The 16057-nt window shown below is 40.0% G+C and carries 12 protein-coding genes, 4 tRNA genes and 2 pseudogenes; 13 read left to right on the top strand and 5 right to left on the bottom strand.

Annotation, left to right across the window (positions count from 1 at the left end; translation table 11 throughout):
• Positions 1-5 precede the first annotated feature (5 nt).
• Together A1D26_RS01255 and carB are read left to right on the top strand one after the other, a co-directional pair.
• Positions 6-113: pseudogene (locus tag A1D26_RS01255) on the top strand (PhzF family phenazine biosynthesis protein); the annotation flags it as partial.
• 211 nt (positions 114-324) lie between these two features.
• Positions 325-3534 (top strand): carbamoyl-phosphate synthase large subunit, encoded by a 3210-nt coding sequence (carB, locus tag A1D26_RS01250; protein WP_157402300.1) that lies wholly within the window; start codon positions 325-327, stop codon positions 3532-3534.
• 87 nt (positions 3535-3621) lie between these two features.
• On the opposite strand, the gene rpe is transcribed toward carB, so the two are convergent.
• On the bottom strand, positions 3622-4296 hold the full coding sequence (gene rpe, locus A1D26_RS01245; RefSeq protein ID WP_157402299.1) for a ribulose-phosphate 3-epimerase: 675 nt from the start codon (positions 4294-4296) through the stop codon (positions 3622-3624).
• Positions 4297-4473: 177 nt separating this feature from the next.
• Here rpe and A1D26_RS01240 point away from each other — a divergent pair, with 177 nt between their 5' ends.
• The 10 genes from A1D26_RS01240 to A1D26_RS01195 all read left to right on the top strand — a co-directional run bounded on the left by A1D26_RS01240 (position 4474) and on the right by A1D26_RS01195 (position 12961).
• Positions 4474-4743: a type B 50S ribosomal protein L31 gene (locus A1D26_RS01240; RefSeq protein WP_157402298.1), complete on the top strand. Its 270-nt coding sequence runs from the start codon at positions 4474-4476 to the stop codon at positions 4741-4743.
• Between the two features lie 9 nt (positions 4744-4752).
• Positions 4753-4878 carry a type B 50S ribosomal protein L36 gene (gene ykgO / locus A1D26_RS01235; protein ID WP_006249481.1) on the top strand — a complete coding sequence of 42 codons (126 nt, stop codon included), beginning with the start codon at positions 4753-4755 and terminating at the stop codon, positions 4876-4878.
• 193 nt (positions 4879-5071) lie between these two features.
• Positions 5072-6412, top strand: coding sequence for a chromosomal replication initiator protein DnaA (dnaA, locus tag A1D26_RS01230; protein ID WP_198303024.1), 1341 nt, complete (start codon positions 5072-5074; stop codon positions 6410-6412).
• Positions 6413-6421: 9 nt separating this feature from the next.
• Positions 6422-7525 carry a DNA polymerase III subunit beta gene (gene dnaN / locus A1D26_RS01225; RefSeq protein WP_157402296.1) on the top strand — a complete coding sequence of 368 codons (1104 nt, stop codon included), beginning with the start codon at positions 6422-6424 and terminating at the stop codon, positions 7523-7525.
• 21 nt (positions 7526-7546) lie between these two features.
• On the top strand, positions 7547-8632 hold the full coding sequence (gene recF / locus A1D26_RS01220) for a DNA replication/repair protein RecF (RefSeq protein ID WP_157402295.1): 1086 nt from the start codon (positions 7547-7549) through the stop codon (positions 8630-8632).
• A 324-nt stretch (positions 8633-8956) separates the two neighbouring features.
• Positions 8957-12418: a transcription-repair coupling factor gene (gene mfd, locus A1D26_RS01215; protein ID WP_157402294.1), complete on the top strand. Its 3462-nt coding sequence runs from the start codon at positions 8957-8959 to the stop codon at positions 12416-12418.
• Between the two features lie 160 nt (positions 12419-12578).
• Positions 12579-12654, top strand: a tRNA-Gly gene (locus tag A1D26_RS01210).
• A 17-nt stretch (positions 12655-12671) separates the two neighbouring features.
• Positions 12672-12758 (top strand) — tRNA-Leu (locus A1D26_RS01205).
• A gap of 26 nt (positions 12759-12784) precedes the next feature.
• A tRNA-Gly gene (locus A1D26_RS01200) sits at positions 12785-12860 on the top strand.
• Between the two features lie 17 nt (positions 12861-12877).
• Positions 12878-12961 (top strand) — tRNA-Leu (locus tag A1D26_RS01195).
• Between the two features lie 23 nt (positions 12962-12984).
• Here A1D26_RS01195 and A1D26_RS09730 read toward each other — a convergent pair.
• The 4 genes and pseudogenes from A1D26_RS09730 to radC all read right to left on the bottom strand — a co-directional run.
• Positions 12985-13112, bottom strand: a pseudogene (locus A1D26_RS09730) (IS1595 family transposase); the annotation flags it as partial.
• A gap of 302 nt (positions 13113-13414) precedes the next feature.
• Positions 13415-13585 (bottom strand): 50S ribosomal protein L33, encoded by a 171-nt coding sequence (rpmG, locus tag A1D26_RS01190; RefSeq protein WP_005624479.1) that lies wholly within the window; start codon positions 13583-13585, stop codon positions 13415-13417.
• Positions 13586-13595: 10 nt separating this feature from the next.
• Positions 13596-13832 (bottom strand): 50S ribosomal protein L28, encoded by a 237-nt coding sequence (gene rpmB, locus A1D26_RS01185; RefSeq protein WP_006251446.1) that lies wholly within the window; start codon positions 13830-13832, stop codon positions 13596-13598.
• 148 nt (positions 13833-13980) lie between these two features.
• Positions 13981-14673 carry a RadC family protein gene (gene radC, locus A1D26_RS01180; RefSeq protein ID WP_198303022.1) on the bottom strand — a complete coding sequence of 231 codons (693 nt, stop codon included), beginning with the start codon at positions 14671-14673 and terminating at the stop codon, positions 13981-13983.
• A gap of 162 nt (positions 14674-14835) precedes the next feature.
• Between radC and coaBC the strand changes: the two genes are divergently transcribed.
• Entirely contained in the window at positions 14836-16041 is a 1206-nt protein-coding gene (gene coaBC, locus A1D26_RS01175; protein ID WP_157402293.1) for a bifunctional phosphopantothenoylcysteine decarboxylase/phosphopantothenate--cysteine ligase CoaBC, read from the top strand.
• Positions 16042-16057: the final 16 nt, after the last annotated feature.

Below are 16057 nucleotides of genomic sequence, written 5' to 3'. Positions count from 1 at the left end.
GACTGATGCGAACTTACCCATTCAAACTGGTTAACGTCTTTGCCGAAAGCCATTTTGGTGGTAATCCACTGGCGGTATTTCCCCAAGCGGATAGCTTGGGTGATGAGGAAATGTAGCAGACCAAACGGCCTTTCTTTAAGGCTTGATGAACAACAGACAATTTATGTTGGTGGGAATGTGATTGAAGTTGGAGAAGGGAATTTTACATTACCCTGACAAGCGGTGGAATTTTAAGAGAAATTTGCAAAATGTTGTGAAGAAGTGACCGCTTGTATAAAGATGAAATACAGATAATTTATCAGATTAACCAAAGAGAACCACAAAATGCCAAAACGTACAGACATACAAACAATTTTAATTATTGGAGCAGGTCCGATTGTCATCGGGCAGGCGTGTGAATTTGACTATTCGGGAGCGCAGGCGTGTAAAGCGTTGCGTGAAGAAGGTTATAAAGTGGTGTTAGTCAATTCTAACCCTGCAACGATTATGACCGATCCGAATATGGCGGACGTAACTTATATTGAGCCGATTGAGTGGCGAACTGTTGCGAAAATCATCGAAAAAGAGCGTCCAGATGCCATTTTGCCAACAATGGGCGGACAAACCGCATTAAACTGTGCGTTAGATTTATCTCGCAATGGTGTATTGAAAAAATACAATGTCGAGTTAATCGGTGCAACAGAAGATGCGATTGATAAAGCGGAAGATCGTGGTCGCTTTAAAGATGCGATGACCAAAATCGGTTTAAATACCCCGAAATCCTTTGTTTGTCATAGCTTTGAAGAAGCACTAACTGCACAAGAACAAGTAGGCTATCCAACCTTAATCCGTCCTTCTTTCACAATGGGTGGTTCAGGTGGCGGTATTGCTTATAACCGCGATGAATTTATGGCAATTTGTGAACGTGGTTTTGAAGCCTCACCCACTCACGAATTACTGATTGAGCAATCTGTATTAGGTTGGAAAGAGTATGAAATGGAAGTGGTGCGTGATAAAACCGACAACTGCATTATCATCTGCTCTATTGAAAACTTTGACCCAATGGGCGTACATACAGGCGATTCTATTACCGTTGCTCCAGCTCAAACCTTAACAGATAAAGAGTACCAAATTATGCGTAATGCCAGCCTTGCGGTATTGCGTGAGATTGGGGTAGATACAGGCGGTTCTAACGTTCAATTTGCGATTAACCCTGCAAATGGTGAGATGATCGTCATTGAGATGAACCCTCGTGTAAGCCGTTCTTCAGCCCTTGCATCAAAAGCAACAGGTTTCCCGATTGCAAAAGTCGCTGCTAAATTAGCGGTAGGTTATACCTTAAATGAGTTACGTAATGATATTACGGGTGGTTTAATTCCTGCGTCTTTTGAACCAACACTTGACTATGTCGTAACCAAAATCCCACGTTTTGCCTTTGAAAAATTTGCAAATGCCGATGATCGCTTAACCACGCAAATGAAGTCGGTTGGCGAAGTAATGGCAATGGGACGCACATTCCAAGAGAGCTTGCAAAAAGCCTTGCGTGGCTTAGAAACAGGTATCTGTGGTTTCAATTTACTTTCGGAAGAACCTGAAAAAATCCGTCGTGAATTAGCTAACCCGGGTCCTGAGCGTATTCTTTACGTTGCTGATGCTTTCGGTGCGGGTTTCTCATTAGACGAAGTTCACCACTATTCTAAAATCGACCCTTGGTTCTTAATTCAAATTAAAGATCTTATTGATGAAGAACTGGCTTTGGAGAAAAAACAGTTCAGCGATTTAGACTATGATGAATTACGCCGTTTAAAACGCAAAGGTTTCTCAGATAAACGCATCTCTCAATTAACCAAAGTAAGTGAGAAAACAGTGCGTGATTACCGCCGCAGTTTAAATATTCTACCTGTATATAAACGTGTCGATACCTGTGCTGCAGAATTTGCTTCAGATACTGCATATCTCTACTCAACTTATGAAGAAGAGTGCGAATCTAATCCATCAGATCGTAAGAAAGTCATGATTTTAGGTGGTGGTCCGAACCGTATTGGACAAGGGATTGAGTTCGACTACTGCTGTGTTCACGCATCATTAGCATTGCGTGAAGCAGGTTTTGAAACCATTATGGTGAACTGTAACCCTGAAACGGTTTCAACGGATTTTGATACATCAGACCGCTTATATTTTGAGCCATTAACGCTTGAAGATGTGCTTGAAATTGTACGAGTAGAAAACCCTTGGGGTGTAATCGTACATTATGGTGGTCAAACGCCATTAAAATTAGCGAATGCGTTACACGAAGCAGGAGTGAATATTATCGGGACATCCGCAGATAGCATTGATGCTGCAGAAGATCGTGAGCGTTTCCAACGTATTTTAAATGACCTAAATTTAAAACAACCCGCAAACCGTACCGCTCGCAACGCATCTGAAGCAGTAGGACTAGCAAATGAAGTGGGTTATCCGCTTGTCGTTCGTCCTTCTTATGTCTTGGGTGGACGCGCAATGCAGATTGTTTATAACGATGATGAGCTCAACAAATATATGCGTGAGGCGGTATCTGTTTCAAATGATAGCCCGATCTTACTCGACCATTTCTTAAATAATGCGATTGAAGTGGATGTGGACTGTATTTGTGATGGCGAAAATGTTGTTATTGGTGGCATTATGCAACACGTTGAGCAAGCAGGTATTCACAGTGGTGACTCAGCTTGTTCATTACCTGCATACTCCCTAAGCGGTGAGATCCTTGATGAAATTCGCAGACAAACTAAAGAAATGGCATTTGCACTTAAAGTACGTGGTTTAATGAATGTTCAATTTGCAGTACAAAATGATGTTATTTATGTGCTTGAAGTCAATCCACGTGCAAGCCGTACTGTGCCTTTCGTGAGTAAAGCAACAGGACAATCGCTGGCTAAAATTGCTGCTCGAGTAATGGCTGGAGAAACTTTAGCGGAACTGAATGCGTTAGAAGAGGTTATTCCACACAAATATTTTGTGAAAGAAGCGGTATTCCCATTCATTAAATTCCCAGGAGTAGATACTATCCTAGGGCCTGAAATGCGTTCAACAGGTGAAGTAATGGGCGTTGGTGAAACCTTTGCAGAAGCCTTCTTTAAAGCTCAACTTGGGGCGGGAGAACGTATTCCAAAAGTCGGTAAAGTCTTTATGTCTGTGATTGATCAAGATAAAGATACCTTACTGAAAATTGCCAAACGTTTCCAAGAACAAGGCTATGGCTTATGCGCAACCTTCGGGTCGGCTAAATTCTTACGTGAAAATGGCATTGCTGTCCAAACCATCAACAAAGTGCGTGAAGGTCGCCCACATATTGTCGATGCACTGAAAAATGGTGAAATCGCTCTGGTCATCAATACCGTAAGTGGCGATCCAGAAGTCATTGTCGACAGCCACTCAATCCGCCGTACTGCGTTACAACAACGAGTACCAATTTACACTACGATTGCTGGTGCAGATGCGGTGTCAGTGGGCGTACATCATATTAATGAATTTGATGTCTATTCTGTCCAAGAGCTCCATAACGAGATCAAACACTAACTAATAAAAGCGGTGAGATTTGGTAAATTTTTTACTTAATCTCACCGCTTTAGTTAAGGTGTAATGGAAAAAATCTAATACAGTCCCTTAAATTTTACTCAATTCTTTTCGCATTTGATCAATAACAGCTTTATAGTCGGCTTGGTCAAAAATCGCAGAACCTGCAACAAACATATCTGCTCCTGCTTGTGCAATTTCTGCGATGTTATTGATTTTTACTCCACCATCAACTTCAAGGCGAATATTACGTCCACTTTGAACAATACGGCGACGAACTTCTCGTAATTTATCTAGAGTCGAAGGAATAAAGGCTTGTCCGCCAAAGCCAGGGTTTACCGACATTAATAAAATCACATCAATCTTATCCATTACATAGTCTAAATAATGTAGTGGTGTTGCAGGGTTAAACACTAAGCCAGCTTGACAGCCATTATCTCGAATAAGCTGTAATGAGCGGTCGATATGTTCGCTGGCTTCGGGGTGGAAAGTAATAATATTAGCACCTGCTTTGGCAAAATCGGGAATAATTCTATCAACAGGCTTTACCATTAAATGCACGTCAATTGGGCATTGAATACCGTAATCACGCAATGCTTTACAAATTGCAGGCCCAAAAGTTAAATTCGGCACATAATGGTTATCCATTACATCAAAATGAATTAAGTCAGCTCCTGCGTTCAGCACATCATTTACATCATCGCCTAGGCGAGCTAAATCCGCAGAAAGAATAGAAGGTGCAATAAGAAATGGTTGCTGAACCATTGTAGTTCCCCTTAATTGAAAAGTAACAATGTAATAATGAACGTTAGCCTAGTATATTTTAGCTCAATAAACGTTGAGAAACCAAATTTTTAAAAGCCATAAAAAAATTATAGCTATTTTTCAAAATATCAGGCAAAATAAATCCACTTTTTATTTATGGTTTTATTTGGAGTTTATATGAAAAAAGGAATCCACCCTGAAAATTATCGTGAAGTCTTGTTTTATGACAGCAGTGTACAACAAGGCTGGGTTATTCGTTCTTGTGCGAGTACCAGTAAAACAATGGTTTGGGAAGATGGCAAAGAGTATCCGCTTTATCCGTTAGATACTTCTTCAGCATCACATCCTGTTTATACGGGTAAACGTCGTGAAGCCAATACTGAAGGGCGTGCAAGTAAATTTAATGAACGCTTTAAAGGTATTTCAAGCTTAACGAGTAAAAAATAAGGAAACACAATGAAAATTTTAAATTCACTGAAAACAGCAAAATCTCGTCACCCAGATTGCCAAATTGTTCGCCGTAAAGGTAAACTTTATGTGATCTGCAAAACGAACCCACGCTTTAAAGCTCGCCAACGTTAGTAAAAATAATTTATCTATCAAAGCGGTTGTTTTAGATGAGCAATTTGCAAGCTTTTGCTAAAATCTTACCGCTTATTTCCTACTTCTTAAAACAGATCTTCGACTCTCTTTTCAAATAGGCAGAAATTTTTGTAAGATCGTGAGATCTTAACCAATTTTTCAGGTATCATAACAAACCCTTTTCATTACTATTTTGGAGCAAATCGTGTCTTCCCTTTGGTCTGATTGTTTAAGCCATTTACAAACAAAAGTTTCCGCAACAGATTACAGTACTTGGCTACGTCCACTTCAAGCAGATCTTGTGAATGGGGAGCTGGTTCTTTATGCTCAAAATCAGTTTGTGGCAAATTGGGTACAAGATAAATTTATTACGGAGATTACAGGCTTAGCTCGTTTTTTGGCTAAAAGTGATGAGCTACAAGTTTCTCTCAGGGTTGGTTCCAAGCCGACTGAGCCGCAGGCTACACCTGTGGTAGAGAAGGTTGAGAGTGAGCTTGTATCCCCAAATCTACGCACAGGCATTACCGAAACACTCACTTTTGGCAACTTTGTGCAAGGTAAATCCAACCAACTGGCGAAAGCCGTTGCTCAACAAGTTGCCGCAAACCCTGGAGAGAATCACTGCAATCCATTTTCATTGTATGGTGGAACAGGCTTGGGTAAAACTCACTTATTGCACGCTATTGGTAATGAAATTTTGAGTCATAAGCCGAATGCCCGAGTGGTTTATATTCATTCGGAGCGTTTTGTGCAAGATATGGTAAAAGCAATTAAAGCAAATACCATTGAAAATTTTAAGAAATTTTATCGCTCGTTAGATGTATTAATGATTGATGATATTCAGTTTTTTGCCAACAAAGAAGTTACACAGGAAGAATTTTTCCATACCTTTAATTCACTCTTTGAACGTAGTAAACAAATCATTGTAACGTCTGATGTATTTCCTAAAAACATTGAAAATATTGAAGAGCGTATTCGCTCCCGTTTAAGTTGGGGCGTAAATGCAGCTATTGAGCCGCCAGAGCTTGAAACCCGAGTTGCAATTTTAATGAAAAAAGCCGAAGAACGTGGCGTATATTTAGAAGAAGATGTTGCTTTTTTCCTTGCACAAAAATTACGAACTAACGTAAGAGAATTGGAAGGGGCATTGAATCGTGCGATTGCGTGGAGCAACTTTACTCATCGTCCGATTACTGTTGATGCGGTGCGTGAAGCCTTAAAGGATCTTATTGCATCTTACGATCATTTAATTACGATCGAGAATATTCAGAAAATCGTTGCGGAATATTACAATATAAAAATGGCGGATCTAAAATCAAAAAGTAGAACTCGATCCGTTGCTCGCCCACGCCAAATGGCGATGGCACTAGCGAAAGAACTGACTAACCATAGCTTGCCTGAAATTGGGCGAGAATTTGGTGGTAGAGATCACACTACTGTAATGCACGCTTGTAAAACAATCAGCGAAATGCGTGATACAGATAGCAGTATTCAAGAAGATTATACTAACTTAACCCGTAAATTATCGTCTTAAGGAATGGTTATGCAATTTACAATTACTCGTGAACAATTACTAAAACCTTTACAACAGGTTTGTGGGGTATTGAATAGCCGCCCAAGCCTTCCTGTCATCAATAATGTTCTACTCGAAATTGAAGGTAATCGCCTTGCATTAACAGGGACAGATTTAGAAGTAGAATTAACCACCCAAGCAGAGCTGGCACAAGCGGTTAAATCCGCAGGAAAATTTACCATTCCTGCAAAGAAATTCTTAGATATTTGCCGAGCTTTACCAGAAGATAGCGTGATTTCGGTACAGTTTGAAGAAGATCGAGCTTTAATTCGTGCAGATCGAAGCAAATTCAATTTAGCAACTTTACCTGCATCAGATTATCCAAATTTAATGGATTGGAAACCTGAAGTAGATTTTACTATCGATCAAGCAACGCTTGCTCGCTTAATTGATGCGACTCAATTTTCAATGGCAAACCAAGATGCCCGTTACTTTTTAAATGGAATGAAGTTTGAAACGGAAGGAAATTTATTAAGAACCATCGCGACTGATGGTCATCGCCTTGCAGTTTGTACCATTCCACTCAACCAAGAGCTTTTAACTCATTCAGTGATTGTGCCACGCAAAGCGGTACTTGAGTTAGCTCGTTTAGTCGGACATAGCGATAATGCGGTACGTTTAGAAATTGGCACGAATAATTTGCGTGTATCAATGGACGGTATCGTCTTTACCTCAAAATTGATTGATGGGCGTTTCCCTGATTATCGCCGAGTATTCCCGCGTAATGCAGATCGTGTATTGGAAGCCGATGCTGAAAGCTTAAAACGCTCTTTGGTACGTGTCGCGATTTTATCTAATGAACGTTTCCGTGGAGTGCGTTTAGCATTAAGCCAAAATTTATTGAAATTAACAGCCAATAACCCAGAGCAAGAAGAAGCAGAAGAAATTGTTGATGTTTCGTACGAAAATGTGGAAATGGAAATTGGCTTTAACATCAGCTACTTATTAGATGTATTAAATACGTTAAAATGCCAACGTGTTCGCATTAACTTAGTTGATGCAAACTCAAGTTGTTTAATTGAAGATTGTGATAATTCAACGGCGGAATATGTCATAATGCCAATGCGTTTATAATCAAAAATCACACCGCTTGTAATGTCATTATCTCGTTTAATTATCAATAATTTTCGTAATTTAACTGCCGTGGATCTCGAATTGAGCCACGGCTTTAACTTTTTAATTGGTGAAAATGGGAGTGGCAAAACTAGCCTGTTGGAAGCCATTTTTTATTTAGGACATGGCAGATCCTTTAAAAGCCATATTAGTAATCGGGTAATTAACTACGAACGCGATCATTTTGTGTTATTCGGTAGAGTAGAAGAAGCGAAACACGAATGGTCAGTCGGGTTACAAAAAACTAGGCAGGGCGATACTACACTCAAAATCAATGGTGAAGATGGAAAAAAGATTTCCGATCTCGCTCATTTATTGCCAATGCAAGTAATTACACCAGAAGGGCTGACTTTGTTAAATGGTGGGCCAACCTATCGCCGAGCTTTTTTGGATTGGGGATTATTTCATCAGCATAATGAATTTTATAACCATTGGGCAAACCTCAAACGCTTGCTTAAACAGCGAAATGCAGCTTTAGCTCAAGTCCGAAATTATGCAGAATTACGTCCTTGGGATATCGAATTAGCAAAATTAGCTCATCTTGTGAGTGATATGCGAGCTGTATATGCGGAAGCTCTCCGCCCTGAAATTGAAAAAACCTGCCAATTTTTCTTACCTGAATTAGAAATTACAGTCAGCTTTCATCAAGGTTGGGAAAAAGAGAGTGAATATAGTGAGATTTTAATGCAAGGTTTTGAGCGAGATCGCACTGTGGGGTACACAATGGTTGGGCCACAAAAAGCAGATTTCCGCTTCAGAGCCAACGGATTACCTGTGGAAGATGTTCTCTCTCGTGGGCAGCTAAAATTACTGATGTGTGCATTACGTTTGGCACAAGGGGAATATTTAATTACCCAAAAATCCCGTCAATGTCTATTTTTAATTGATGATTTTGCATCAGAGCTAGACCCAACCAAAAGAGCTTTATTAGCAGAACGCTTACGTCAAAGCGGTTCACAAGTTTTCGTTACCGCTATTACTCAAGATCAGCTTAACCAAATGCACTGGCAAGGACAACAGTCAGATAAACGTTTTAGCGTAACACAAGGTAAAATAGTACTTTTGTAATTTAATAAGATTAAGAAAAACTATGAAAAACATTTCTTAAATCAGCACTTCTAATAAATTTACCACGTTATACTCAACGCCTTTGAACGAGCCCACGACTTCCAATATCATTTACCACTACATAATGATCAGTTCCAAATTTACTACATTTTACTCGGTTTTAGCCTTGAAGAACTGGCACTCAAGTGGTTGAGCGAATTATAAAAGCCTTTAGAATATAAATTATAAAAATAAGCGGTTGGATTTTGGGGATATTTTGCAACTCAACTTTATAGCGAGTAAACTACATTCATTTTACAGAATTTTCTTAAAATCAAACCGCTTATGTCATTACTTCAATTTACTTTACCCAAAAGCGACAGCACCCATCAAGATCACCAAACGTTAGGTAATCTTGTGGGGCATTCCGATACGCTTGCCATTGCGGAAGCGAGCCAGCAATTTAATGGCTTGAGTGTGGTTGTTACGCCCGATACTCGCACTGCATTACGTTTAGAAAAAAGTTTATCGCAATTTACGCCATTGCCAGTGCAGCTTTTCCCTGATTGGGAAACTTTGCCTTATGATAATTTTTCGCCCCATCAAGATATTATTTCAGCTCGTCTTTCTGCACTTTTCCAATTACAACAAGGCAGAAAACAGATTTTATTGTTGCCGATAAGTACGTTATTGCAAAAGGTATGTCCACCGAGTTATTTAGCGAATAATGTTCTATTGATCAAAAAAGGCGATACATTTTCGATTGAGAAATTACGCTTACAACTTGAAAATGCGGGGTATCGAGCTGTTGAGCAAGTTTTAGAATATGGTGAATATGCGGTGCGTGGGGCATTGCTTGATCTCTATCCTATGGGGGCAGAGCAACCGTATCGCTTAGATTTTTTTGATGATGAAATTGATTCAATTCGTACTTTTGATGTGGATAATCAACGCACTATTGCCGAGATTGCAGAAATCAATTTATTGCCTGCTCACGAATTTCCAACTGACAGTAAAGGCATTGAGTTTTTCCGTGGTCAATTTCGTGAGCAGTTTGGCGAAATTCGCCGAGAGCCAGAGCATATTTATCAGCAGGTAAGTAAAGGCATTTTGAACGCTGGTATTGAGTATTGGCAGCCGCTCTTTTTTGAGCAAATGGCGAGTTTATTCGACTATTTGCCTGAAAATACGTTGTTCATCACTTTCAATGATATTCAAGCTAAGGCAGAGCAGTTTCATCGAGATACTGAACAGCGTTATGAAAGCCGTAGAGTTGATCCAATGCGTCCATTGCTTGCACCAAATAAGTTATGGTTTGCAATTGATGAAATAAATCAACAACTTAAACGTTATGCACGCTTGAGTTTAACCAGCGAGAAAGTCAGAAAATCTGCGGCAAAACAGAATGCCAATTTACAACCTTTGCCTGATATTGCGATTCAATCAAGCAGTAAAGAGCCTTTTGCTCAATTCCAGCAATTTTGCCAAAAGCTGACGGGGCAGATACTCTTTTCGGTAGAAACGGAAGGCAGGCGGGAAACGTTATTAGAGCTACTTTCGCCACTGGGTATTAAACCTAAGCAAATCAAAAAACTAGAGCAAGTGTCAGATCCATTTAATTTGATGATTGGGAATTTAGATCAAGGGTTTATGATCGAGCAAGCAAGCGGTGAGATTCTTGCAATCATTTGCGAAACGGATCTGCTTGGCGAAAAAGTTCAACAGAACCGTAGCCGAGAGAAGCAACGAAAAACCGTTAATCCCGATACTTTAATTCGGAATCTAGCAGAACTGAAAATAGGGCAAGCCGTTGTACATTTAGAAAATGGAGTTGGGCGTTATGCAGGGCTAACAACCTTAGATGCAGGCGGTATTAAAGCAGAATATTTAGTTTTAAATTATGCTAATGATGCCAAATTATATGTGCCTGTTGCCTCATTACACCTGATTAGCCGTTATATTGGTGGGGCTGATGAAACTGCTCCTTTACATAAATTAGGCAGTGAAGCGTGGGCGAAAACACGTCAGAAAGCGGCTGAGAAAATTCGTGATGTCGCTGCCGAATTACTTGATGTGTATGCTAAACGTGAATCTCAAAAAGGCTTTGCATTTCAATATGATCGAGAGGCTTTCCAGCAATTTAGTGCAACTTTCCCGTTTGAAGAAACTGAAGATCAGAAAATAGCGATCAATGCGGTAATTAGTGATATGTGTTTACCGAAAGCAATGGATCGCCTGGTGTGCGGTGATGTTGGTTTCGGTAAAACGGAAGTAGCAATGCGAGCGACTTTTTTGGCAGTAATGAACCAAAAACAAGTTGCTATTCTTGCCCCTACTACGTTGTTAGCACAGCAACATTATGAAAATTTTAAAGATCGCTTTGCAAATCAGCCTGTTAATGTTGAAGTATTATCTCGTTTTAAAACAGCAAAAGAACAAAAAGAGATTTTAGAGCGAACAGCCGAAGGTAAAGTCGATATTTTGGTTGGTACGCATAAATTATTACAAGGTGATGTGCAGTTCCGAGATTTAGGCTTGTTGGTGATTGATGAAGAGCATCGCTTTGGGGTTCGACAAAAAGAGCGAATTAAACAGCTAAGAGCGAATGTGGATATTTTAACGCTCACTGCGACACCTATCCCTAGAACCTTAAATATGGCACTAAATGGAATGCGTGATCTCTCTATCATTGCCAGCCCACCTGCCCGCCGTTTGTCGATTAAAACCTTTGTTAGACAAAGTGATGATCTGCTTATTCGAGAAGCTATTTTGCGTGAAATTCTGCGTGGCGGACAAGTTTATTATCTACATAATGACGTTGCGACTATCGAAAATACAGCTCAAAAATTATCAGAGCTTGTGCCTGAAGCCCGTATTGTGATTGGACACGGGCAAATGCGAGAGCGTGATTTAGAGCGAGTAATGTCCGATTTCTATCATCAGCGTTTTAATCTGTTGGTTTGCTCAACCATTATTGAGACAGGGATTGATGTCCCAACAGCGAATACCATTATTATTGAACGAGCAGATAAGTTCGGACTTGCACAGTTACACCAGTTGCGTGGACGTGTTGGGCGTTCTCATCATCAAGCCTATGCTTATATGCTAACGCCACACCCGAAAACATTAACCAAAGATGCACAGCAACGCTTGGAAGCAATGAGTAGTATTGATAATCTTGGGGCAGGTTTTGTGTTGGCGACCCACGATTTAGAAATTCGTGGTGCAGGCGAATTACTCGGAAGTGAACAGAGCGGACAGATTGAATCTATCGGCTTCTCACTTTATATGGATCTGCTTGAAAGTGCCGTAAAAGCCCTACAAGAAGGGCGTGAACCGACTTTAGATGAAATTACTCAGCAACAAGTTGAGATCGAGCTACGAGTGCCCGCATTATTGCCTGATGATTATGTACCTGATGTCAATATGCGTTTGTCTTTCTATAAACGTATTGCCAGTTGTGAAAATGTGGAAGGGTTGAAAGATCTTAAAATTGAGTTGATCGATCGTTTTGGTTTATTGCCAGAAGCTACGAAAAATCTATTTCAAATCACACAATTACGCCATTTGGCGAAAGGGTTAGGGTTGAAAAAAGTTGATGCAGGCATCAATGGTGGATATTTAGAATTTAAACCCACCGCTCAACCTGACCCGATGAAGTTCTTAAAACTTATTCAATCGGATAAACAAACCTATAAATTTGATGGACCACATAAGTTCCGTTTTAGTAAACCAATGGAAAATTCGGTAGAGCGATTAGCATTTGTTAGTAGCTTGATTGAAGATCTTAGTCAAGATCAGATGTAGTATAGGTTAAGCGGTTAGATTTTAATAAAATCTTGCAAAAATTCAGCAAAAAGCGTGAATTTTAAACTAACGAAAAAGATTTTTAAAATTCCGTTTGACACACTCTAATAAATCGCTAAAATGCACGCCATTGAGACGCTACAGCCACGTAGCGTTTTTTGCGGGAATAGCTCAGTTGGTAGAGCACGACCTTGCCAAGGTCGGGGTCGCGAGTTCGAGCCTCGTTTCCCGCTCCAATTATTTAAAGCGTTGTGCCCGAGTGGCGGAATCGGTAGACGCAAGGGATTTAAAATCCCTCGCCTTTCGGGGCGTGCCAGTTCAAGTCTGGCCTCGGGCACCATTTAAATTCATACCAAACAATTCAATGCGGGAATAGCTCAGTTGGTAGAGCACGACCTTGCCAAGGTCGGGGTCGCGAGTTCGAGCCTCGTTTCCCGCTCCAATTATTTAAAGCGTTGTGCCCGAGTGGCGGAATCGGTAGACGCAAGGGATTTAAAATCCCTCGCCTTTCGGGGCGTGCCAGTTCAACTCTGCTCTCGGACACAATTTAATTGTTTTTAGATGTATTAGATTACCCCTAAATTTCGCAATGTTTTAAGCCGTATTTTAGGTGTAACAACGTTAAAAGATATTCATATTCCTTCAAGCATAAAGGAAAATTTTTTCGGTTTATTGCACTATATTTTCGAAGAAGTTACTTTATTTGACTCCAAATCTCGGATTTTCACGACAGTGCGCTCTGTTGCTTTATTTTACCACCTAAATTTAATAAACCCATCTTGTGATTGTTAGAATAAAATATGATAGTTTACTCTCTTGTTTAGGTTGAATTTTAACATTCATATTCTAAACGGAAAAAAATGCTCACTTTTTATAGTGAATTGTCATCTGTCTAATTCTCTAGATTTTATGTTAATTAACTATAAATGCACACTATTGCCTAGTTAAAAATAAAAAACCCAGCATAAGCTGGGTTTCTTAAATCTAAAACAAAAATTATTTGATTTTTGCTTCTTTATAAACAACGTGTTTACGCACAACAGGATCAAATTTTTTGATTTCCATTTTTTCTGGCATATTACGTTTGTTTTTAGTTGTTGTGTAGAAGTGACCAGTTTCAGCAGTTGAAACTAATTTGATCTTCTCGCGATTACCTTTAGCTGCCATTGGTTACTCCTTAGATTTTTTCGCCACGAGCACGGATCTCAGCTAATACTGCATCAATGCCTTTTTTATCAATAATACGCATGCCTTTCGCTGTTAAGCGTAAAGTCACGAAACGATTTTCGCTCTCAACCCAGAAACGGTGAGTGTGAAGGTTTGGTAGAAAACGACGTTTTGTCGCATTCATTGCGTGCGAACGGTTGTTACCAACTGCTGGACGCTTGCCTGTTACTTGACAGACTCTAGACATTTTTAATTCTCCGATATTACTTAAGCTTAAGCTAAATGGTTCGGGCTACCAGAAGGGCTCAACACCATCTGACGACCTCGTCAGGCACATAACCCGACCCACAGACTATTTTAAAGAGTGCGGATTATACTTGTTTTGCCCCTTTCATTCAAGGGGAAATTTGCTCATTTTCTGCATTGGACTTCTCTTCTTCGAATGAAAAATAATCACCTTTTCCCACAATAATATGATCCACAAAGCGAATATCCACCAGATCGCAAGCCATTTCGATCTTTCGAGTTAAATAACGATCTGCTTCGCTTGGCTTGCAATTACCTGATGGGTGGTTATGTGCCACAATAATCGCAGCGGCATTATATTTTAGTGCGGCTTTGATTATCTCTCGTGGATGCACCGATGCTTGATTGATCGTACCAAAAAATAACTTTTCTTGTTTAATCAAACGGTGTTGATTATCTAAAAAGAGTACCATAAAAACTTCACGTTCATCGTCTTCAAGCTCCGATTGGAAATACATTACCGCTAAGTAGGGAGCGCTGATTGTTTCATTAACTTCCATCTGCTGTGATAAATAACGCTTGGTCATCTCCTTTGTTGCTTGTAGTTGAATATATTGAGTTTTCCCTAAACCTTTTACTTGGCAAAAATCATCTAAGTTTGCAGTCAGCAAGCCACGCAATGAACCAAAGGTATTCAATACTTGATTAGAGAGTTCCATCACTGGCAATCCTTTTACCCCTGTGCGTAGAAAAATGGCGAGTAGCTCTTCATCAGTTAAAGATTTTGCACCGAATTGTAATAATTTTTCTCTCGGCATTAGGTTATTGGATATTTGTTTCATATTTTTTACTCAATTAAATTTTGGCGGAAAAAGCATAAAAGAAGGCAAGCCTTATACCAAAAGACTTTAGTTGGTTTTTCGATCGAGATCGCAAAAATAGGGCGTTGTGAGCAAGTGCCTATTTGCGTAAAATAGCCTTTTATTTCTAAAAGCGATCTTACTATGCTCAAAAACAAAAAAATTGTTGTTGGAATTACTGGCGGTATCGCAGCGTATAAAACAATTGAACTGATTCGTCTGCTAAAAAAAGCGAATGCAGAGGTTCGAGTAGTACTTACACCTGCGGCAGAAGCCTTTGTAACACCACTGACTTTACAAGCGATTTCAGGTAATGCGGTTTCACAATCTTTGCTCGATCCGCAAGCGGAGCTGGCTATGGGGCATATTGAGTTAGCAAAATGGGCGGATTTAATTGTTATCGCTCCTGCGACAGCAGATTTTATTGCAAGACTAGCAATTGGAATGGGCAATGACTTACTTTCAACCCTCTGTTTAGTGACAGCAGCTCCGATAATGTTAGCTCCAGCGATGAATCAACAGATGTACAAGCGGTCGGTTGTACAGCAAAATTTGCAAAATCTGCGTACACAAGGTGTATTGACCGTTGGGCCAAATAGCGGATTTCAAGCTTGTGGCGATATGGGGGAAGGACGAATGTCTGAACCTGCAGAAATTTTCCAACATATAGTACAGCATTTTTCAGCAACACAAGATCTGCAAGGATTAACGGTTGCGATTACCGCAGGGCCAACTCGTGAAGCGATTGATCCCGTTCGTTATATCAGCAATCATAGCTCAGGAAAAATGGGATTTGCGATTGCAGAAGCCTTTGCTAAACGGGGGGCAACAGTAACCTTAATTAGTGGCCCAGTAAATTTATCGACCCCAAATAATGTTGAACGAGTCGATGTGATTTCAGCACAAGAAATGGCGCAACAAGCGGTAAGATTTGCACAACAATCTGCCATTTTTATCGGTTGTGCTGCAGTGGCGGATTATCGTGTTGAAAAGATTGCTGAACAAAAAATCAAGAAAACCGCCGATAACGCTCATTTAACGCTTAAATTAGTTAAAAACCCCGATATTATTGCCACTGTGTCAAATTTGACTGAGAATCGTCCTTTCACAGTGGGTTTTGCCGCAGAAACGGAAAATGTGGCGGCATATGCTAAAAGTAAACTACAGCGTAAAAATTTAGATTTAATTTGTGCCAATGATGTATCCGAAGGGCAGGTTTTTGGTTCAGAACAAAATAGCCTTCAGCTCTTTTGGCAAAATGGCGAGAAAATCTTACCGCTTACCGACAAAAGCCAGCTTGCTACACATTTAGTCAATGAGATTATTGATTTGTATGAAAAGGTGCAATGAAGTTAGAAGTTATTCA

Origin of the sequence: Ursidibacter maritimus (assembly GCF_009761395.1) — a bacterium.
GTDB classification, from domain to species: domain Bacteria; phylum Pseudomonadota; class Gammaproteobacteria; order Enterobacterales; family Pasteurellaceae; genus Ursidibacter; species Ursidibacter maritimus.
This window is presented reverse-complemented; position numbering and strand designations above follow the sequence as displayed.

Coding starts and splice junctions, on each gene's coding strand:
- rpmG (WP_005624479.1), bottom strand. CDS start 13,585: ATGGCAGCTAAAGGTAATCGCGAGAAGATCAAATTAGTTTCAACTGCT.
- ykgO (WP_006249481.1), top strand. CDS start 4,753: ATGAAAATTTTAAATTCACTGAAAACAGCAAAATCTCGTCACCCAGAT.
- recF (WP_157402295.1), top strand. CDS start 7,547: ATGTCATTATCTCGTTTAATTATCAATAATTTTCGTAATTTAACTGCC.
- A1D26_RS01240 (WP_157402298.1), top strand. CDS start 4,474: ATGAAAAAAGGAATCCACCCTGAAAATTATCGTGAAGTCTTGTTTTAT.
- dnaN (WP_157402296.1), top strand. CDS start 6,422: ATGCAATTTACAATTACTCGTGAACAATTACTAAAACCTTTACAACAG.
- rpmB (WP_006251446.1), bottom strand. CDS start 13,832: ATGTCTAGAGTCTGTCAAGTAACAGGCAAGCGTCCAGCAGTTGGTAAC.
- rpe (WP_157402299.1), bottom strand. CDS start 4,296: ATGGTTCAGCAACCATTTCTTATTGCACCTTCTATTCTTTCTGCGGAT.
- radC (WP_198303022.1), bottom strand. CDS start 14,673: ATGAAACAAATATCCAATAACCTAATGCCGAGAGAAAAATTATTACAA.
- coaBC (WP_157402293.1), top strand. CDS start 14,836: ATGCTCAAAAACAAAAAAATTGTTGTTGGAATTACTGGCGGTATCGCA.
- mfd (WP_157402294.1), top strand. CDS start 8,957: ATGTCATTACTTCAATTTACTTTACCCAAAAGCGACAGCACCCATCAA.
- carB (WP_157402300.1), top strand. CDS start 325: ATGCCAAAACGTACAGACATACAAACAATTTTAATTATTGGAGCAGGT.